Source organism: Streptomyces luteireticuli (assembly GCF_041519305.1).
GTDB classification, from domain to species: Bacteria; Actinomycetota; Actinomycetes; order Streptomycetales; family Streptomycetaceae; genus Streptomyces; species Streptomyces luteireticuli.
Genome location: NZ_CP167927.1, coordinates 6,186,636 through 6,205,953 on the forward strand (window position 1 = coordinate 6,186,636; position 19,318 = coordinate 6,205,953).

The following is a 19,318-nucleotide window of genomic DNA, read 5'->3' on the forward strand; positions in this document are numbered from 1 at the left end:
TCTAGACCAGTGTCGCACGGTGCGGACGGTGCTCGGTCGCGGTGTCGGTACCCGGTCGTACGCTGGCCCCATGCAGACGCCGTCCGAGCACGCGACACGGTTCCTCGCCTACCCGGCCCACTGGGAAGCCGATGTCGTCCTGCGTGACGGCGGCACCACCCGGATCCGTCCCATCACCCCCGACGACGCCCAGCGCCTGGTCAGCTTCTACGAGCACGTCTCGGACGAGTCCAAGTACTACCGCTTCTTCGCGCCCTACCCCCGGCTGTCCGACCGGGATGTGCACCGCTTCACCCACCACGACTACAACGACCGGGTCGGCCTCGCCGCCACCATCGGCGGCGAGTTCATCGCCACCGTCCGCTACGACCGCATCGACCCCCGGGGCCGCCCCGCGGCGACCGCGACAGACGAGGCGGAGGTCGCCTTCCTGGTCCAGGACGCCCACCAGGGCCGGGGCGTGGCCTCCGCCCTGCTGGAGCACATCGCGGCCGTGGCCCGGGAGCGCGGCATCCGGCGCTTCGCCGCCGAGGTGCTGCCCGCCAACACCAAGATGATCAAGGTGTTCACCGACGCCGGCTACACCCAGAAGCGCAGCTTCGAGGACGGTGTCGTCCGCCTCGAACTCGACCTGGAGCCCACCGACCGCTCGCTCGCCGTCCAGCGCGCCCGCGAGCAGCGCGCCGAGGCCCGCTCCGTGCAGCGCCTCCTCGCCCCCGGCAGCGTCGCCGTCGTCGGTACCGGCCGCGCCCCGGACGGCCTGGGCCGCACCGTGCTGCGCAACCTCCTGGCCGGCGGCTTCACCGGCCGGGTCCACGCGGTCAACCGGGCCTTCCCGGACGGGCTGACGCGGCTCGACCCCGAGGGCGTCCCCGCCGCCCGGTCGCTCCGCGCGATCGACGGCCCGGTCGACCTCGCCGTCGTCGCCGTGCCCGCCGCCGAGGTGCCCTCCGTCGTCGCCGACTGCGGAGAGCACGGCGTCCAGGGCCTCGTGGTGCTCTCCGCCGGATTCGCGGAGAGCGGGCCCGAGGGCCGCGACCGCCAGCGCGAACTGGTCCGCCGGGCCCGGTCCTACGGCATGCGCATCATCGGCCCCAACTCCTTCGGCCTGGTCAACACCGCCGCCGGCGTCCGGCTCAACGCCTCCCTCGCGCCCGAGCTGCCCGCCCCCGGCCGGGTCGGCCTCTTCAGCCAGTCCGGGGCCATCGGCATCGCGCTCCTCTCCGAGCTGCACCGGCGGGCCGCCGGAGCCGGGCTCGCCTCCGTCTCCACCTTCGTCTCCGCCGGAAACCGCGCCGACCTCTCCGGAAACGACTTCCTCCAGTTCTGGTACGACGACCCGGACACCGACGTCGCCCTCATGTACCTCGAATCCATCGGCAACCCGCGGAAGTTCACCCGCCTCGCCCGGCGCACCGCCCGCCGCAAGCCCGTCGTCGTGGTCAAGGGCGCCCGGCACGGCGCCGCCGCCCCCGCCGGCCACACCGTGCCCACCACCCGCATCCCCGACGCCACCGTCTCCGACCTGCTGCGCCAGGCCGGGGTCATCCGGGTCGACACCGTCACCGAGCTCACCGACACCGGACTGCTGCTCGCCGCCCAGCCGCTGCCCGCCGGGCCCCGCGTGGCCATCCTGGGCAACTCCCAGTCGCTGGCGCTGCTCACCTACGACGCCTGTCTGACCGACGGGCTGCGCCCGCACCCCCCGCTCGACCTCACCACCGACGCCCGCCCGGAGCACTTCCGCGCCGCCCTCGCCACCGCCCTGACGGACGACGCCTGCGACGCCGTCGTCGTCACCGCCATCCCCAGGGTCGGCAGCGAGTCCGCCGAGGAGCTCGCCGCGGCCCTGCGCTCCGCCGTCGCCGCCGGTCCCACGGCCAAGCCGGTGTGCGTGGTCCACCTGGAGATACCCGGCCTCGCCGAGGCCCTGGCCGCCCTGCCGGAGGAGGAGGCCGGGCCCCCCGGCTCCGTGCGCATCCCCGCCTACCCCGCCGCCGAGCGGGCCGCCCGGGCCCTGGCCCAGGCCGCGCGCTACGCCCAGTGGCGCCGCCGCGCCGAGGAGTCCCCCGGCCGCGTCCCCGAGTACGACGACATCGACGAGGCGGGCGCCGCCGCCGACATCGAGGTGCTGCTCGACGCGCACGGCGCCACCGCGGCCGCCGGCGGCACCGGCCCGCGCGCCGTCACCCTCTCCGCCGCCGACACCCAGCGCCTGCTCGCCCGCTACGGCATCGCCGTGCTCCCCGCCCTGCCCGCCCCCGACCCGGACGCCGCCGTGGCCGCCGCCCACCGGCTCGGCTTCCCCGTCGCGCTCAAGCCCACCGCCCCGCATCTGCGCCACCGCGCCGACCTCGGCGGCGTCCGCCTCGACCTCGGCGGCGAGGCCGAACTGCTGCGTGCCTACGCCGAGTTGACCGAGCTGCTCGGCAAGCCATCGGAGACCCGGCTGGTGGTGCAGGCGATGGCCCCGCGCGGCGTCGACACCGTCGTCCGCGCCGCGATCGACCCGGCCGCCGGCGCCGTGCTCTCCTTCGGGCTGGCCGGTGCCCCGTCCCTGCTCCTCGGCGACACCGCGCACTGCCTGGTCCCGGCCACCGACCGCGACGCGGCCGAGCTGATCCGGTCGGTGCGCACCGCGCCGCTGCTGTTCGGCTGGCGCGGCGCCGCCCCCGTGGACACCCGGGCCCTGGAGGAGCTGCTGCTGCGCCTCTCGCGGCTGGTCGACGACCACCCGGAGGTCGTCGGCGCGGATCTGGAGCCGGTGATCGTCGCCCAGCACGGCGTCCACGTCCTGGGCGCCTCCCTGCGCCTGGCCCCGCCCCCGCCGCGCACGGACCTCGGCCCCCGCAGCCTCCCGTCGTACTGATCGTCCCGTCGCCGGGCGTCCTGACCGCCGGCAGCCGTCCGGACATGGCCGGGATCCACCGGACCGGAGCGGGCATCGGCGGCGGAGGGGGTCCATACGCCCCGTAGGATGGGCGTATGGCGAAGACCGGTACGACGACCCAGGGGCTGCGCGCGGCTATCGAGCGCAGCGGCTACTACCCGGCCCTCGTGGCCGAGGCCGTGGAGGCGGCCGTGGGCGGGGAGCCGGTCGTGTCGTACCTGGTGCACCAGGAGACGACGTTCGACTCCAACGAGGTCCGCCGCCATGTGACGGTGCTCGTCCTGACGGGCACGCGGTTCATCGTCAGCCACACCGACGAGCAGGCCGCCGACGGCACCTCGCCGTCGCCGTACGCCACCACCTCGACCGAGTCCGTGAAGCTGGAGCGGATCTCCTCGGTCGTCGTCAGCCGCGTCGTCGCCAACCCCGAGTCGTACACCCCGGGCTCGCTGCCCCGCGAGGTCGTGCTCACCATCGGCTGGGGCGCGGTGTCCCGGATCGACCTGGAGCCCGCCGCCTGCGGCGACCCCAACTGCGACGCGGACCACGGCTACACGGGCTCCACGACCGCGGACGACCTGAGCCTGCGCGTCAGCGAGGCGGGCGACGGGCCGGACAGCGTCCGTCAGACCCTGGCCTTCGCCCAGGCGCTCTCCGAGGCGACCGCGGTCGCCGGCCGCTGATGTCCCACCCGAGCACCGCGGGCTCCGCCTGGTACGAGCCCGCCCCCCTGGACCCGCGCTCCGCCCCGCTGCCGCGCTACGGCACCGGTTCCCTGGCCGACCTGCTGCCCTCCGCCGTGGCGGGCATGGGCGTCCCCGGCTTCCGTTCCGGACTGGAGCTGGCGCCTGCCGACCGGGTCTGTGTCTTCCTGATCGACGGCCTGGGCTGGGAGCTGCTGCGCGCCCACCCCGCCGAGGCGCCGTTCCTCCACTCGCTGCTGGGCAGTTCGGGCAACGGCACCGGTACGCCGCTGACCGCGGGCTTCCCCTCCACCACGGCCACCTCGCTGGCCTCGGTGGGCACCGGTCTGCCGCCCGGCGTCCACGGCCTGCCCGGCTACACCGTCGCCGACCCGGCGACCGGGCAGCTGATGAACCAGCTGCGCTGGCGCCCGTGGACCGACCCGCACCAGTGGCAGCCGTACCCCACGGTCTTCTCGCTCGCGGACGACGCGGGGATCCACACCTGCCAGGTCTCCGCCCCCGACTTCCAGCACACCCCGCTGACGAAGATCGCGCTCAGCGGCGGCACCTTCCACGGCCGCCTCTCCGGCGAGGACCGGATGGACTTCGCGGCCGAGCAGCTCGGCGCCGCCGACCGCTCGCTGGTGTACACGTACTACAGCGAGGTGGACGGCAAGGGCCACCGCTTCGGCGTCGACTCCGAGGAGTGGCGCGGCCAGCTGATGTACGTGGACCTGCTGGCCCAGCGGCTCGCCGAGCGGCTCCCGCCGCGCTCGGTGCTCTATGTCACCGCCGACCACGGCATGATCGACATCCCCTTCACCCCCGAGGCGCGCATCGACTTCGACGAGGACTGGGAGCTGCGCGCCGGTGTGTCCCTCCTCGGCGGCGAGGCGCGCGCCCGGCACGTCTACGCGGTGCCGGGCGCAGCGGCCGATGTGCTCGCCGTGTGGCGCGAGGTGCTGGGGGAGCAGATGTGGGTCGCCGGGCGCGACGAGGCCATCGAGGCCGGCTGGTTCGGTCCGCCGGGAGCCGGCGTGGACGACCGGGTGTACGCGCGGATCGGCGACGTGGTCGCCGCCGCACGGGACGACGTCGCGATCGTCGCGACCGAGACCGAGCCCAACGAGTCCGCCATGGTCGGACTGCACGGTTCCATGACGCCCGTCGAACAGCTCGTACCGCTCCTCGAAGTGCGCTCCTGACGCCCTTGCACTCACTCTGCACGACCCCGCACGACTCTGCACGACCCCCACGAATGAAAGGCATTGGCCTTCCCATGCCCGAGCTGGTGTTCTTCTCCGGAACCATGGACTGCGGAAAGAGCACCCTCGCTCTGCAGATCGAGCACAACCGCTCGGCGCGCGGGCTGCAAGGGATGATCTACACCCGCGACGACCGTGCGGGCGAGGGCAAGCTCTCCTCGCGGCTCGGCCTGGTGACGGACTCCGTCGAGGCGGGCGAGGGCTTCGACTTCTACGCGCACATCGTCGGCCACCTCTCCTCGGGCGGCCGTGCCGACTACGTCATCTGCGACGAGGCCCAGTTCCTCGCTCCCGAGCAGATAGACCAACTGGCCCGGATCGTCGACGACCTCGAACTGGACGTCTTCGCCTTCGGCATCACCACCGACTTCCGCACCAAGCTCTTCCCGGGCTCGCAGCGGCTGGTCGAACTCGCCGACCGCATCGAGGTCCTGCAGGTCGAAGCGCTCTGCTGGTGCGGGGCGCGCGCCACCCACAACGCCCGTACGGTCGGCGGGCAGATGGTCGTCGAGGGCGCCCAGGTCGTCGTCGGCGACGTCAACCAGCCCGAGACGGTGGTGGGTTACGAGGTGCTGTGCCGCCGTCACCACCGCCGGCGGCTGACGGCGGCCGCGGCGCGGGCCGCCGCGCTCTCCCCCGACGTGCTGCCGGTGGACCCGGAACCCGTCGACGGAGCGGTCGGCGCGGCTAACGGACCGTCCGCAGCAGGGTGAGGGCGGCGCCCTCCGGATCCTCGACCGAGGCCATGCGGCCCGCCGGGTCGTCGTGCGGGGGGTCCAGCACGCGTCCGCCCAACTCCTCGGCCCGCCGGGCGGCGTCGTCGGTGTCGGCCACCTCGAACCAGGTGGTCCAGTGCGGGCGGCGCAGCGCGGCCCCGGCGCCGCGGACCGAGGCCACCGGCCGGCCGTCCAGGAGCAGGGTGAGCAGGTCGCGGCCGGCGGAGCCGGCCGGCTTGGTCTCGTAACGGAACAGCGCCCGGTAGAACTTCACCACCTCGGCCGCGTCATGGGTGACCAGTTCGTGCCACACGGGCGTGCCGGGCACACCGGCGGGCTGCGGCCCCGTCAGGTCCTCCCCCTGCCAGACGCCGAAGGGGGCGCCGGCCGGGTCGGAGGCGAGCACCAGGCGGCCGATGTCCTCGGCGGCGAGGGGGCCCACCCCGACCGTGCCGCCGGAGCAGCGGATCCACTCCGCGGCGGTGTCGGCGTCGTCGCTCGCCAGATAGGTGGTCCACGCGGTCGGCAGCAGCCTGTCGGGCGGCAGTTCACCGATCCCGGCGACGTCGCGCCCGTCGATCGTGGCGCGGACGTACGGACCGAGCTGGCGCGGACCGGGGCTGTAGTAGCTCCAGCCGAACAGGCCGGCGTAGAAGTCCTTGGTCGCTTCCAGGTCGTGCACCAGGAGGCTCGTCCAGCAGGGGGTGCCGGGGGTGTGCCGGGCGGGCTGCCCCCGCCGCGGGGAGGAACCCCATACCTCGGTCATCGTCGCTCTCTCCTCGGACCATCGTGGTGGCCGCGCGTTCTCCCGTGCGGGTCCGGCGGTGCGCGGGGTGGTACAGGACGGTGCCTGAGCAGATGTTTGCACCACCGGTGGTGACATGCCCCCCGGCCGCGCCGGATTTCACTGGTTCCCGCGGGATCTCACGGGAAGAGACCGGAATTCGCGTTTCGCTTCCGTTTCCGCGCCGTTGCCGTCCAGTATCGATCGGCCGGAACCAGCGCACCAGAGTGCCTGTCGGTCGCACGCCGACTACGCCAGGATGGCTGGCATGAATGCGATCATCAGCGCAAAGGAATTGGCCGGGGAACTGGCGGGGGAGCAGCCGCCCGTCCTGCTGGACATCCGCTGGGAGATGGGCGCCACCTCGCGCCGTCCGGACTACGACGCCGGGCACATCCCCGGGGCGGTCTACCTGGACCTGGAGACCGAGCTGACGGGGCCGAAGGAGACGGGCCGGGGCTGCCGCCATCCGCTCCCGGACCCGGAGGCGTTCGGGGCGGCGATGCGCCGGGCCGGCGTCCGGGCCGACCGCGGCGTGGTCGTCTACGACGGCGGGCTGGGCTGGGGAGCCGCGCGCGTGTGGTGGCTGCTGAGCTGGACGGGGCACCCGTCGGTGCGCGTCCTGGACGGCGGCCTGCCCGCGTGGACGGCGCAGGGCGGCGCGGTCACGGCCGAGGTGCCCGTCGTCCCCGAGGGCGACTTCGTCCCCGAGCCCGGGGCGCGCCCGCTGTTGATCGACGCCGACGGGGCCGCCGCGCTGGCCCGTCGCGGGGTGCTGCTGGACGCGCGGGCGGGGGAGCGGTACCGCGGCGAGGTGGAGCCGTTGGACCCGGTCGCGGGGCACATCCCCGGCGCCCGCTCCGCTCCGACGACGGAGAACGTGACCGCCGACGGGCTGTTCCGGCCCGCCGGGGAACTGGCGGATCACTTCGCCGCGCTCGGCGCGGTGCCGGACGCGGAGGTCGGCGTCTACTGCGGGTCCGGCGTCTCCGGCGCGCACGAGGCGCTGGCACTCGCGGTGGCGGGCGTGCCGGCGGTGCTGTACGCGGGGTCCTGGAGCGAGTGGACGGCGGATCCGTCCCGCCCGGTGGCCACCGGGCCGCAGCCGGGCTGACGACGGGTGGGCGGCCCCGGCCCGGGGCCGCCCGGCTAGTCCTGTTTCTTGCGGCGCGTGCCGAAGACGATCTCGTCCCAGCTCGGCACCGCCGCCCGGCGGCCCGGACGGACGCCGTCCGCCTCCGCCTGACGGTCCGTCGTACCGATGAGCCGCTCGCGGTGCCCCGCCACGGAGCGCGGCATCAGCACGTCCGCGTAGGCGGATCCGGCGCTCGCCGCCGGGGCGGGCGGCTCGACCGCCTCCGCCTCCTCGGCCGGTGTCTCCTCGGCCGCCGGGGCCGGCGACGGCTCGGGGACGATCATGTCGCCCCGGAAGCTGGGCACGGCCTCGAGCAGGCTGGTCAGGGAGTCCCGCTCCTTGCCGGAGTCCTCCGGCGCGGCGCCGTCCCCGGCCTCCGGCGCGGTGGCCGGGGAGGTCCGCTCCGCACGGTCCGCGGGCCGGTCGCGGGGCAGCCGGGCGATGCGCGGCACGAAGGGGAAGCTCGGCTCCGGGGTGTCCTCGGTCTCGCCGATCAGCGCCCGGGCCTCGTCGTCCAGCGCAGAGACGATCCGGCGGGGCGGATCGTACGTCCAGCTCGCGGCGCGCGGCTCACCTGCCAGGCGGTAGACGAGCAGCACCTCCCAGGTGCCGTCGTCGCGCCGCCAGGAGTCCCACTGGGCGGTGTCCTTCTCGGCGCCGCGCAGCAGGAGCCGCTCGGCGACCGCCTCGCCGAGCTGGGGGCCGGTGCTCTCACCGGGACGGCGCACGGGGGTCTTGCGGGCGCGCTCGGCCATGAACGCGCGCTCCGCCAGGACGGGCCCCTCGAAGCGCCGCACCCGCTCGACGGGGATGCCCGCGAGCTGCGCGACCTCCTCCGCGGAGGCGCCGGCCCGGATCCGGGCCTGGATGTCACGGGGCCTGAGGTGGCTCTCCACCTCGATCTCGATCTGGCCCAGGCGTGCGCGGTCGTTGCGCACGGCGGCACGCAGCCGCTCGTCGATGGGGAGGGTGTACTCCGTGCTGTCCGCTGCCTTGAGCACCAGCCGTGTGCCGTCGTTGGAGACGGCCACGACACGCAGTTCGGGCATGGGGACCTCCCGGGTGGTGCCTGCCGACGTCACGTGCGTCGCTGCTTCCGCTAGTCGAGTGTGGCCTGCCCGGGTAGCAGCCTGCCACAACATTGCCGAGTTGACGGGGCGAGAGCCGCCCGGGCCCCTCCCGGTCGGGTCCGGGCAGCCGGACGTAATACCGGGGCCGGGCTCGCCACAGTACTCCATTCGGACCACCGGGGGTGGAACGGCGCGCCATCGATGTTCACGTCCGGCAAGGGAGTTGATTCCGCCTTCTTGCGCCGGAGACCTTCCCACGGGTGGCGAGGTTCACACAATCAACGAATTCGGAACTGTTCGCCACACTCGAATGTCTCTTCTTGCTGCAAGAGGTGCGAAAGGTTCGACAGAGGCCGGAGATGGACGACAAAGCCGAAAGTGGCGCAAAGACCAAGGGCAAACGCCTGGACTTGAGCGTCGCCCAGGTAGCCGGAAGTGCGCTGGCGGCGGTCGTCGCCGCACTGCTCGCGGGCAAGCTCGGTGTCTACGGCACCGTGATCGGCGCCGGTGTCGTCAGTGTGGTCGCCACCACGGGCGGCACCGTCTTCCAGCACCTGTTCCGGCGCACGGGCGAGCAGGTGCGGGACGTGGCCGTGCAGGCGTCCCGGCCCAAGCTGCGGCAGGTGCCGCTGGACGAGGCGGGCCGGGTGGTCGGCCGGGCGCGCGGCCGCGACGACGCGACGCGGATGCTGCCGGAGGCACACGCCGGTGCGTACCCCGGCGCGTACGACGCCGTGCACCCGGACTCCGTGCCGCCCGGGTTTTCCGAGGAGTACACCGAGGGGACGACGCACGGCACCCGGCTGCGCGGCTGGAAGCGCTCTCTGCTGGCCGCCGGGGCGGTCTTCGTCCTGGCGATGGGCACGGTGACGACGGTCGAGCTGGTGTCCGGGCAGAGCCCGGACGGGAAGAGGGACGAGCCGACGATCCTGCGGCCCTTCCAGGGCGGGGGCGGTAGCTCGGGGAAGAAGGAGAAGGAGCACGGGACGGTGCCGGACCCGGGCACGTCCCGGACGCCGGGGTCCGGCTCCGTCACCGGTGGTGGCGGCGAGGACGACGGCAAGGGCGGTGCCTCGTCGTCTCCCGACACGTCGCAGTCGACCGGCGGCGGGTCGGGCAGTCCTTCGCCGGATACCGGGGGGTCGTCCTCCGGCGGGTCCTCGCCGAGCCCGGAGAAGTCGCCGGACGCGAGCGGGTCGCCGGACGCGGGGTCGGGGGGCTCGTCCGGGGAGAAGACGTCCGGGGGGACGGGGGATGGCGGCAGGACGCCGCCGCCGGTCACGCAGGCGCCGCCGGCGAAGGGGGCGGGGGGTGCGAGTTCGGCGCCGTAGGGCGCCGGTGGGGGGATGTGCCCCTGGCCCGCCCTTTCACCGTTTCTTCCGGGGAGACCCCGGACCCCGTCCGCCCTTCGGGCGGAGTCCTCAAGCGCCGGACGGGCTGATATTCAGCCCGTCCGGCGCTTGAGGACAGCGCGCGCAGCGTGCTGCTGCGGGAACGGTGGAAGGGCGGGCCAGGGGCGAATTCACTCCCCGAGCACGCGCCGCAGATACGCGTTCGCGAACACCCGGTCCGGATCCAGCCGGTCCCGCACCGCAGTGAACTTCGTGAACTCCGGGTACACCCCGGCCAGGTACTCCGCGTCGCGCGAGTGCAGCTTCCCCCAGTGCGGCCGCCCGCCATGGGCGGTCATGATCTGCTCCGCGGCGGAGAAGTACTCGCGGTAGGGAGCCCCCCGGTACATGTGCACGGCGATGTACGCCGTCTCCCGCCCGGACGCGGTGGACAGCGGGATGTCGTCGGCGGGCGCGGTCCGCACTTCGACGGGGAAGCTCACCCGCAGCCGGCGGCGCTCGATGACGGAGCACAGCTCCCGCAGCGCGGTCATCGCCGCCTCGCGGGGCAGCGCGTACTCCATCTCCAGGAAGCGGACCCGGCGCGGGCTGGTGAAGACCTTGTACGGGATGTCGGTGTAGGTGCGGGCCGACAGGGCCCGCCCGGTGAGCCGGGCGATGCCGGGCACGGTCGCCGGTACGGCCCGGCCGAGCGCGCACACCGCCCCGAACAGGCCGTTGGAGAGCAGCTCGTCGTCCACCCAGGCCGCGGCCCGGCCGAGCGGAGCCGCCGGACCCTCGCTGCGGTTGTTGCGCTTGGTGGTGCAGTGCTCGGTGTGGGGGAACCAGTAGAACTCGAAGTGCTCGTTCTCGGTCACGAGCCGGTCGAACTCCGCGGTGACCCGGCCCAGGGACATCGGCTCCTCACGGGCCGTCAGCAGGAACTCCGGCTCCACGGCGAAGGTGACCGCCGTGATCACGCCCAGTGCGCCCAGCCCCACCCGCGCCGCCGCGAAGACCTCCGCGTTCTGCGCCGCGGAGCACTCCAGCACCGAGCCGTCCGCGATCACCAGCTCCAGACCTCGTAACTGCGCGGCGACGGCGGCCGAATCGCGGCCCGTTCCGTGGGTGCCGGTGCCGACCGCGCCGGAGACGGTCTGCTCCATGATGTCGCCCATGTTCGTCAGCGACAGACCGTGTGCGGACAGCAGCCGGTTGAGCGTGCCGAGCCGCATCCCGGCCCCGACCGTCACCGTCCCGGCGGCGCGGTCGACGGCCCGCAGGCCGGTCAGCCGCTCCGGGCGTATCAGCAGGCCGTCGGTGACGGCCGCGGCGGTGAAGGAGTGCCCCGAGCCGACGGCCTTGACCCGCAGGCCGTCCGCCGCCGCTGCCGCGACGGCCTCGGCCGTCCCGCGCGCCGTGGCGGGTGCCACGGTGCGCGCGGGGCGTGCGGTCACGTTCCCCGCCCAGTTACGCCACGCGCTCGTCCTCGCTGTCCCCGTCATGTGCGCCAGCCCCTCCCCTTGCCCGCGGGACGGAGGCCTCCGCCCGCTCCGGCGCCGGCCGCAGCCGGCGGTACCCGAGGAACGCGACCGCCGCGGCCAGCGCGCCCGCGGTGCCGGGCACCACGTACCCCGTGCCCGCCCCGGCGGCGTCGACCACCGAGCCTGCGGCGGACGAACCGAGGGCCGCACCGACCGCCATCCCGGTGCTCATCCAGCTCAGGCCCTCGGTGAAGTTCGCCCGGGGTACGTGGTGCCCGACGAGGGCCATGGTGGTGACCATCGTCGGTGCGATGGCCAGGCCCGCGAAGAAGAGCGCGATGGCCAAGACCGTGAGGTTCCCGACCAGTTGGAGGGGGATCATACTCACGGCCATGGCGCACACGCCCAGCAACCAGCGGAGTGCCGGGTCGCCCTTGGGGCGCAGCAGTCCGAACACCGCGCCGGCCAGGCACGATCCGAGGGCCCACACCGCGAGCACCACGCTGGACACCGCCTTGTGGCCGTGCTCCTCGGCGAAGGCCACGGTCACCACCTCGATGGAGCCGAACAGGCCGCCGGTGGCGACGAAGGTGACCACCAGGACCTGCAGGCCGCGCGAGCGCAGCGCGGAGCCGCCGGTGCGGTGGGCGGCGGGCGCGGGGGCGGGCTCGGTGGCGCGCTGCGCGGTGAGCCAGAAGACCCCGGTCACCAGGAAGGCGCCGGCCAGCAGCGGGCCGGCCTCGGGGAACCAGCCGGTGGACAGGCCGATGGCGAGGATCGGTCCGGCGATGAAGACCACCTCGTCGATGACGGACTCGGCGGAGTAGGCCGTGTGCAGCCGGTCGGGGGAGTCGCCGTAGAGGGCCGACCAGCGGGCCCGCACCATCGAGCCGACGCTCGGCACGGCGCCCACGCCCAGCACGAAGAGGAACAGGGTCCACTCGGGCCAGCCCTGTTGGGCGCTCAGCAGGAGAGCGGCCGTCGAGGCCGCCGCGACCAGGGTGACGGGGCGCATGACGCGTCGCTGTCCATGGCGGTCGACCATGCGCGAGACCTGCGGGCCCATCACGGCCGTGGCCAGTGCGAGGGTCGCGGAGAGCGCTCCCGCCAGCCCGTACCTGCCGGTCAGCTCGGAGACCATGGTGACGATGCCGATGCCCATCATCGACAGCGGCATGCGGCCGAGGAGCCCGGCCGCGGAGAACGCCTTGGCGCCGGGGGCCGCGAATATCGCACGGTAGGGACTGGACAAGCCGACTCCGCACTGTGGGGATGGAGAGGTTCGACACGAGGGTGCCGTAAGGACCTTGGGTGGCCCATACAGCTTACGAGTGAACATCTGTGCGTCGCACGGCAATTTCAGGACCGGGGCCACCGGGGGTAACCCGAGCCGGGTGCGGCCGCTGTCAGTGGCGGGTGGCAGGATCGGAGCCATGTCGGATCAGCCAGCCCACGCCCCGTACGACGCCCTGCTGTTGCTCTCCTTCGGCGGCCCCGAGGGCCCGGACGACGTCGTCCCGTTCCTGGAGAACGTGACGCGCGGCCGCGGCATCCCCCGCGAGCGGCTCAAGGAGGTCGGCCGGCACTACTTCCTCTTCGGCGGCGTCAGCCCCATCAACGAGCAGAACCGCGAGCTGCTCCGCGTGCTGCGCGAGGAGCTCGCCGGCGCCGGCCTCGATCTGCCGGTCTACTGGGGCAACCGCAACTGGACGCCGTATCTGACCGACACCCTGCGCCAACTGGTCGCCGACGGCCACCGCCGCGTCCTCACCCTCGCCACCAGCGCCTATGCCTCCTACTCCGGCTGCCGCCAGTACCGCGAGAACCTCGCCGACGCCCTGGCCGCCCTGGAGGCCGAGGACCTGCCCGTGCCGCGGGTCGACAAGCTGCGCCACTACTTCAACCACCCCGGCTTCGTCCGCCCCATGGTCGACGCCACCCTGGCCGCCCTCGACGCGCTGCCCGAGGAGGTCCGCGCCGGGGCCCACCTCGCCTTCACCACCCACTCCATCCCCACGGCCGCCGCCGACACCTCGGGCCCCGCCGAGGACCACGGCGACGGCGGCGCCTATGTCGCCCAGCACCTGGACGTCGCCCGGACGATCGCCGAGGCGGTCCGCGCGGAGACCGGAACCGACCGCCCGTGGGAGCTGGTCTACCAGTCGCGCAGCGGCGCCCCGCACATCCCCTGGCTCGAACCCGACATCTGCGACCACCTGGAGGCGGTGCACGGCGAGGGCGCCCCGGCCGTCGTCATGGTCCCCATCGGCTTCGTCTCGGACCACATGGAGGTCAAGTACGACCTCGACACCGAGGCCGTCGCCAAGGCCGCCGAGCTGGGCCTGCCCGTCGCCCGGGCCGCGACCGTGGGCGCCGACCCGCGCTTCGCCGCCGCCGTCCGCGAGCTGGTCCTGGAGCGCGCCGCCGCCGAGCGCGGCGAGCGCCCCGAGCGCTGCGCCCTGGGCGCCCTCGGCCCCTCCCACGACCTGTGCCCGGTCGGCTGCTGCCCGGCCCGTTCCCCCCGCCCCGCCGCCGCGGGCGCCGACAGCCCGTACGCGTAAGGAAGCACCGTGAGCAACTCCGAGCTCCTGGCCGTGGCCCTGGAGGCCGCCGCCCGGGCCGGCGCCCTGCTGAAGGACGGCCGCCCGGCCGACCTGGGCGTGGCCGCCACCAAGACCAGCGCCGTCGACGTCGTCACCGAGATGGACCTCGCCGCCGAGAAGCTGATCACCGACTTCCTCGCCGAGCGCCGCCCGCACGACGGGCTGCTGGGGGAGGAAGGCGCCAGCAGCGAGGGCACCAGCGGCGTCCGCTGGGTGATCGACCCGCTCGACGGCACGGTCAACTACCTGTACGGGCTGCCCTCCTGGGCGGTCTCCATCGCCGCCGAGGCGGACGGGGAGACCGTGGTGGGCGTGGTCGCCGCACCGATGCGGGGCGAGACCTATCGGGCGGTGCTCGGCGAGGGCGCGTACTGCGGCGAGCGGCGGCTGCGGGTGCGCCCGGCGCCGGAGTTCGCGCAGGCGCTCGTCGGCACCGGCTTCGGCTACCTCGCCGAGCGCCGCGCCGCCCAGGCCGAGGTGGTGCGCGCCCTGCTGCCCGAGGTGCGCGACATCCGCCGGGCGGGAGCCGCCGCCGTCGACCTGTGCGACGTCGCCTGCGGCCGGCTCGACGGCTACTACGAGCGCGGCCTCAACCCCTGGGACTTCGCGGCCGGCGCCCTGATCGCCCGCGAGGCGGGCGCCCTCACCGGCGGCCGCCCGGGCCGGGCCCCCTCCGGCGAGCTGACCGTCGCCGCCCCGCCCGGCCTCTTCGAGCCGCTCCAGGCCCGCCTGGAGGCGCTGGGCGCCTGGCACGACTGAGGCGGGGGCCGCTCATGACGGAGCGCCCCGGTGCGACGTACGCACCGGGACGCTCCTTCGTGTACCGCGGGACCGGGTCAGGGGTCAGGCGGCGCTGACCTCGACGCCGTGCTCCGCCGCGAGGCGGTGCAGATCGTCCAGCTGCGACTGCTCCATGTCGATGAGAAAGTCGTCGCCGCTGAGGCGGGCCCGGTCGAGGGACTGCCGTGTGCTCTCTATGCGCTGCAGAATGCCGGCGGTGAACGCGTCCATGCTGCGCCCCCTCCTGGGTCGGCTCGGTTGGCACGGGGGTGTGCCGGGGGGTCCCGGCCGGCGGCCGGGAACGATCACGTGCGTGGTGGTACCCCTGCGGTACGGCGGATCGGGGCGTACCGCGGTACAGGGTCGTGATCGCGGGTGTGCAGACGTCTTCCCCACCCCCGTCCGGACGGAAACATGCCGTCCGCAAACAGGCCCGAATCCCCGTCCCACCCGACGGTCCCGGACCCCTTACAGCCGGTTTACCGGGTGACGAGGCACGATGGAGGCACTCACCACGGTCCGTCGCGCCTGTTCAGAGCCTGCTCGGGGCACCCGCGCGGACCGTCCGCATCCCTCGGCCCACCGGGCCCACACGGAAGGAAGAGCGCCGTGCGCGTACTCGTCGTCGAGGACGAGCAGCTGCTCGCCGATGCCGTCGCCACCGGACTCCGCCGGGAGGCCATGGCCGTCGACGTCGTGTACGACGGAGCCGCCGCCCTGGAGCGCATCGCCGTCAACGACTACGACGTCGTGGTCCTCGACCGCGACCTGCCCGTCGTCCACGGCGACGACGTCTGCCGCAAGGTCATCGAGCTCCAGCTGCCCACCCGCATCCTGATGCTGACCGCCTCCGGCGACGTCAGCGACCGGGTCGAGGGCCTGGAGATCGGCGCCGACGACTACCTCCCCAAGCCGTTCGCCTTCAGCGAGCTGATCGCCCGCGTACGGGCCCTGGGCCGGCGGACCACCGTCGCCCTGCCGCCCGTCCTGGAGCGGGCCGGCATCCGGCTGGACCCCAACCGCCGGGAGGTCTTCCGCGACGGGCGTGAGGTGCAGCTGGCGCCCAAGGAGTTCGCGGTGCTGGAGGTGCTGATGCGCAGCGAGGGTGCCGTGGTCTCCGCGGAGCAGCTGCTGGAGAAGGCCTGGGACGAGAACACCGACCCGTTCACCAACGTCGTCCGCGTCACCGTCATGACGCTGCGCCGCAAGCTCGGCGAGCCCGCCGTGATCGTCACGGTCCCCGGCTCGGGATACCGGATCTGACCCCGATGGCCGCTCAGACCCCCACACCCCCCTCGGCGCCGCCGCAGCCCTCCTCCCCGCCCAGACCGGCCTGGGACCCCCGCCAGCCGGTGGTGCGGCCCTTCCCCTGGCTGCGGCCCACCATCCGGATACGGCTCACCCTGCTGTACGGCGGGATGTTCCTGATGGCCGGCGTCCTGCTGCTGACGATCATCTATCTGCTGGCCGCGGACGCGATGCGGCAGGGCAGCGAGCTGCCGTTCAGCCTTGTCGAGGGCAAGGTGCAGGTCGCCACCAACTGCCCCGATCTCGCCAGTCTCGGCGACAAGAACGAGTTCATGAAGGGCGTCAAGGCCTGCACCGACCACCAGCGCGCCCTGGCCCTGGACGGACTGCTGCGCCGCTCGCTGCTGGCCCTGCTCGGGCTCGCCGTGATCGCCTTCGCCTTCGGCTACGCCATGGCCGGCCGGGTCCTCTCCCCGCTGGGCAAGATCACGCGCACCGCCCGCCGGGTGGCCGCGACGGACCTGACCCGGCGCATCGAGCTCGGCGGCCCGGACGACGAGCTCAAGGAGCTGTCGGACACCTTCGACGAGATGCTCGACCGGCTGGAGCGGGCCTTCACGGCCCAGCAGCGCTTCGTGGCCAACGCCTCGCACGAGCTGCGCACCCCGCTGGCGATCAACCGCACCCTCCTGGAGGTGCACCTCTCGGACCCCGGGGCCTCGCCCGAGCTCCAGCAGCTGGGCAAGACGCTGCTCGCCACCAACGAGCGCAGCGAGCAGCTGGTGGAGGGCCTGCTGCTGCTGGCCCGCAGCGACAACGAGATCGTGGACCGCAAGCCCGTGGATCTCGCGGAGGTCGCCGACCGGGCTCTCGACCAGGCCCGTGCCGAGGCCCAGGCCAAGGGCGTGGAGCTGCGCGGCACCCGGCAGCCCGCTGTGGTGCAGGGCAACGGTGTCCTCCTGGAGCGGATCGCGCTCAACCTGGTGCAGAACGCCGTCCGTTACAACACCCCGGACGGCTGGGTCGAGGTCACCACCGAGACGCAGCCGGGCCAGGCGGTGCTGGTGGTGGAGAACACCGGCCCGGTCGTGCCCGCCTACGAGTTGGACAACATCTTCGAGCCGTTCCGCCGGCTGCGTACCGAGCGCACCGGCAGCGACAAGGGCGTGGGCCTGGGACTGTCCATCGTGCGCTCCGTGGCCCGGGCGCACGGCGGCCGGATCACGGCGGTGCCCCGGGAGGGCGGCGGGCTGGTCATGAGGGTCGTCCTGCCCGCCTGAGGGACGACCTGACAGACTCCCCGGCGCGACGTCACCGCTCCGGGGAATCTGCGACAATACGGCGGGCACGGGTTCGCTTTGCGCGGAATTTTCCCGGTCTGGTGGGCGCTGTTGTTGTGTGTGATCGATCACATGGGGCGACATCCGGCCATCTACTCTCCGTGAGCGGAGGCTCCCCTGGAACGCCGGGAAAATGGGGGTTTCCGGGGGTCTTGATCACGGGAAGTACAGGAGATGGCGCCGCGACGAGCGGCCTGCGGACCGTGTACGGTCCCGTTCGCCACCCGATCCGATCACCTCTTCAGGTGTGCGGTTGGGTGTCGATTGAGTAACAGACCTTGATGTGAGGCAAAATCTCCGCCTCGGGTCGGGCACAAGTCCGGCTCCTCACGCGTTACGTGCGCTGGAGACACCGCAGACACCCAGAGGGGGAGAGCGACATGGCAACGGATTACGACACCCCACGCAAGACCGACGATGACGTCAACGAGGACAGCATCGAGGAACTGAAGTCCCGGCGGAACGACAAGTCGGCCTCGGCCGTCGACGTCGACGAGTTCGAGGCCGTCGAGGGCCTGGAACTGCCGGGCGCGGACCTTTCCAACGAGGAACTGTCCGTTCGCGTCCTGCCCCGGCAGGCCGACGAGTTCACCTGCATGAGCTGCTTCCTCGTGCACCACCGCAGCCAGCTGGCCGGCGAGAAGAACGGCCAGCCGATCTGCCGCGACTGCGAGTGAGGCGCGGGTCTGCCATGGCAGGCTCGGAACCCTTCCGGAAGCGGCGAGCACGGCGCATCCGGGCCCTGGGGCCGGCGGGGGACGGCACGGGGCCGCAGGAGGCCGCACCGGACGGCGCGGCCGACACCGACGCCGAGCGGGGCCGCACGGCCTCGCTCGCCGCGGCCGGCCGCGGCATCGAGGCTCCGGCCGACACGGAGCCGCAGGGACGGGCCCGGCGATGGAGCCGGGGCGTCAAGGCGGGGCTGACCGTCGTCGCCGACCGGATCGTCACGAACGCCCCGCGGATCCCGGTGCGCGATCTCGCCACCCTGCGGGCCCAGTTCCCGGGGCTCGGACCGGAGGAGATCGCCGACAAGCTGGTGGCCGGTGCCGCGAACGGCACGTCCACCGTGGGGGCCGGCATCGGGGCCGCGGCGATGCTGCCGGTGCCCCCGGCCATGCCGGCGGAGCTCGCCGCCGAGATCGTCGGAGTGGCGGCCGTCGAGTTCAAACTGATCGCCGAGCTGCACGAGGTCTACGGCCTCCGGGCGCCCGGCACACTGCGCCAGCGGGCGATGGCCTACCTCGCCGCCTGGGCCGACGAACGCGGGGTCGACGTCACCGCGCCGACGACCATCAATGTGGCGCTGGGCGGACAGCTGCGGCGCGAGCTGCGCCAGCAGGTCCTCAAGCGCACCTTCCGCAACCTCCCCAGCCTCACGCCGTTCATGATCGGCGCCACCGTGGGCGCGGTGATGAACCGCCGGGACACCCGCAAGCTCGCCGCCAAGGTCCGTACCGACCTGCGCCGCCGCCAGGTGCCCTGGGAGGAGCTGCCGGCCCCGGAGGCCGACGGGCGCCCCGGGCTCAGCTCCTGACGCCCCGGGCCGCCTCCAGGGCCGCCGCCAGCCGCTCGGGGGAGCGGGTGGAGAGATAGGCGTACGGCGTCGGGTCGTCCGGGTCCGTGATCTCGATCCGCACGGCGGTGGGCACATAGCCGCGCAGCAGCATGAACGCCCGGGTGTCGGCCTTGTGGGTCCGCCAGGCACGCGCCTCCTCGGCGTCGAGGACCTGCGCCTCGCCCAGGGCCTCGACGGGGATCCGCGCGTCCCCCGCGAGGAGGGCGCCGCCCACCACTCGGATCCGCGCCGAGCCGTAGGAGCTCACCGCGATCGCGGCCAGGGCCGCCCCTCCGGCGAAACCGGCGAGCGTCGCGATCCCGCCCAGGGGCAGCAGGATCAGGGCCATGGCGACCCCGACGAGCACCGCGACGGCCCACCAGGATCCGGGCGCGGTCAGGCGTTCTTCGTAAGGCTGCATGAGCCCA

At 73.8% G+C, this 19,318-nt stretch carries 18 protein-coding genes; 12 read left to right on the forward strand and 6 right to left on the reverse strand.

Annotated elements, in window-relative coordinates; all coding sequences use genetic code 11:
- The first annotated feature begins 70 nt into the window (after positions 1 to 70).
- The 4 genes from AB8735_RS27860 (at position 71) to AB8735_RS27875 (ending at position 5,554) form a co-directional block, all read left to right on the forward strand.
- Entirely contained in the window at positions 71 to 2,869 is a 2,799-nt protein-coding gene (locus AB8735_RS27860; protein ID WP_372410108.1) for a GNAT family N-acetyltransferase, read from the forward strand.
- A 116-nt stretch (positions 2,870 to 2,985) separates the two neighbouring features.
- A complete protein-coding gene (locus tag AB8735_RS27865) occupies positions 2,986 to 3,573 on the forward strand; it encodes a DUF5998 family protein (RefSeq protein ID WP_344025331.1) in 588 nt (195 codons plus the stop codon).
- On the forward strand, positions 3,573 to 4,781 hold the full coding sequence (locus AB8735_RS27870; RefSeq protein ID WP_344025329.1) for a nucleotide pyrophosphatase/phosphodiesterase family protein: 1,209 nt from the start codon (positions 3,573 to 3,575) through the stop codon (positions 4,779 to 4,781). Before AB8735_RS27865 ends, AB8735_RS27870 begins: the two co-directional genes overlap by 1 nt.
- 74 nt (positions 4,782 to 4,855) lie before the next feature.
- The gene (locus tag AB8735_RS27875) at positions 4,856 to 5,554 is read left to right on the forward strand and encodes a thymidine kinase (RefSeq protein ID WP_344025327.1); all 699 of its coding nucleotides are present in this window, start codon (positions 4,856 to 4,858) and stop codon (positions 5,552 to 5,554) included.
- Here the strand turns inward: AB8735_RS27875 and AB8735_RS27880 are convergent.
- Positions 5,529 to 6,323 (reverse strand): VOC family protein, encoded by a 795-nt coding sequence (locus AB8735_RS27880; protein ID WP_372410111.1) that lies wholly within the window; start codon positions 6,321 to 6,323, stop codon positions 5,529 to 5,531. The genes AB8735_RS27875 and AB8735_RS27880 overlap by 26 nt on opposite strands.
- Before the next feature lie 286 nt (positions 6,324 to 6,609).
- Here AB8735_RS27880 and AB8735_RS27885 point away from each other — a divergent pair, with 286 nt between their 5' ends.
- The gene (locus tag AB8735_RS27885; protein ID WP_372410112.1) at positions 6,610 to 7,455 is read left to right on the forward strand and encodes a sulfurtransferase; all 846 of its coding nucleotides are present in this window, start codon (positions 6,610 to 6,612) and stop codon (positions 7,453 to 7,455) included.
- Between the two features lie 35 nt (positions 7,456 to 7,490).
- On the opposite strand, the gene sepH is transcribed toward AB8735_RS27885, so the two are convergent.
- Positions 7,491 to 8,558, reverse strand: coding sequence for a septation protein SepH (gene sepH / locus AB8735_RS27890; protein WP_344025321.1), 1,068 nt, complete (start codon positions 8,556 to 8,558; stop codon positions 7,491 to 7,493).
- Positions 8,559 to 8,905: 347 nt separating this feature from the next.
- On the opposite strand from sepH, the gene AB8735_RS27895 reads away from it, so the two are divergent.
- A complete protein-coding gene (locus tag AB8735_RS27895) occupies positions 8,906 to 9,877 on the forward strand; it encodes a hypothetical protein (RefSeq protein WP_372410113.1) in 972 nt (323 codons plus the stop codon).
- A gap of 191 nt (positions 9,878 to 10,068) precedes the next feature.
- On the opposite strand, the gene AB8735_RS27900 is transcribed toward AB8735_RS27895, so the two are convergent.
- Positions 10,069 to 11,382: a D-arabinono-1,4-lactone oxidase gene (locus tag AB8735_RS27900; RefSeq protein ID WP_372410115.1), complete on the reverse strand. Its 1,314-nt coding sequence runs from the start codon at positions 11,380 to 11,382 to the stop codon at positions 10,069 to 10,071.
- Entirely contained in the window at positions 11,348 to 12,613 is a 1,266-nt protein-coding gene (locus AB8735_RS27905; protein WP_372410117.1) for an MFS transporter, read from the reverse strand. Before AB8735_RS27905 ends, AB8735_RS27900 begins: the two co-directional genes overlap by 35 nt.
- Before the next feature lie 181 nt (positions 12,614 to 12,794).
- Here AB8735_RS27905 and AB8735_RS27910 point away from each other — a divergent pair, with 181 nt between their 5' ends.
- Both AB8735_RS27910 and AB8735_RS27915 read left to right on the forward strand, forming a co-directional pair.
- Complete coding sequence (locus AB8735_RS27910) at positions 12,795 to 13,922, forward strand: ferrochelatase (RefSeq protein WP_372410119.1); 1,128 nt, start codon at positions 12,795 to 12,797, stop codon at positions 13,920 to 13,922.
- A 9-nt stretch (positions 13,923 to 13,931) separates the two neighbouring features.
- Positions 13,932 to 14,723 (forward strand): inositol monophosphatase family protein, encoded by a 792-nt coding sequence (locus AB8735_RS27915; protein ID WP_344025308.1) that lies wholly within the window; start codon positions 13,932 to 13,934, stop codon positions 14,721 to 14,723.
- An 84-nt stretch (positions 14,724 to 14,807) separates the two neighbouring features.
- Here the strand turns inward: AB8735_RS27915 and AB8735_RS27920 are convergent, their stop codons facing one another.
- On the reverse strand, positions 14,808 to 14,975 hold the full coding sequence (locus AB8735_RS27920) for a hypothetical protein (protein ID WP_344025304.1): 168 nt from the start codon (positions 14,973 to 14,975) through the stop codon (positions 14,808 to 14,810).
- A gap of 378 nt (positions 14,976 to 15,353) precedes the next feature.
- On the opposite strand from AB8735_RS27920, the gene AB8735_RS27925 reads away from it, so the two are divergent.
- The 4 genes from AB8735_RS27925 (at position 15,354) to AB8735_RS27940 (ending at position 18,869) form a co-directional block, all read left to right on the forward strand.
- A complete protein-coding gene (locus AB8735_RS27925; protein ID WP_344025302.1) occupies positions 15,354 to 16,007 on the forward strand; it encodes a response regulator transcription factor in 654 nt (217 codons plus the stop codon).
- A 5-nt stretch (positions 16,008 to 16,012) separates the two neighbouring features.
- Positions 16,013 to 17,272 carry a sensor histidine kinase gene (locus tag AB8735_RS27930; RefSeq protein WP_372410121.1) on the forward strand — a complete coding sequence of 420 codons (1,260 nt, stop codon included), beginning with the start codon at positions 16,013 to 16,015 and terminating at the stop codon, positions 17,270 to 17,272.
- Positions 17,273 to 17,712: 440 nt separating this feature from the next.
- On the forward strand, positions 17,713 to 18,009 hold the full coding sequence (locus AB8735_RS27935) for a DUF4193 domain-containing protein (RefSeq protein ID WP_004949312.1): 297 nt from the start codon (positions 17,713 to 17,715) through the stop codon (positions 18,007 to 18,009).
- 14 nt (positions 18,010 to 18,023) lie between these two features.
- Complete coding sequence (locus AB8735_RS27940) at positions 18,024 to 18,869, forward strand: hypothetical protein (RefSeq protein ID WP_344025294.1); 846 nt, start codon at positions 18,024 to 18,026, stop codon at positions 18,867 to 18,869.
- On the opposite strand, the gene AB8735_RS27945 is transcribed toward AB8735_RS27940, so the two are convergent.
- A complete protein-coding gene (locus AB8735_RS27945; RefSeq protein WP_372410124.1) occupies positions 18,859 to 19,311 on the reverse strand; it encodes a DUF3093 domain-containing protein in 453 nt (150 codons plus the stop codon). The two genes, AB8735_RS27940 and AB8735_RS27945, sit on opposite strands and share 11 nt — an antisense overlap.
- Positions 19,312 to 19,318: the final 7 nt, after the last annotated feature.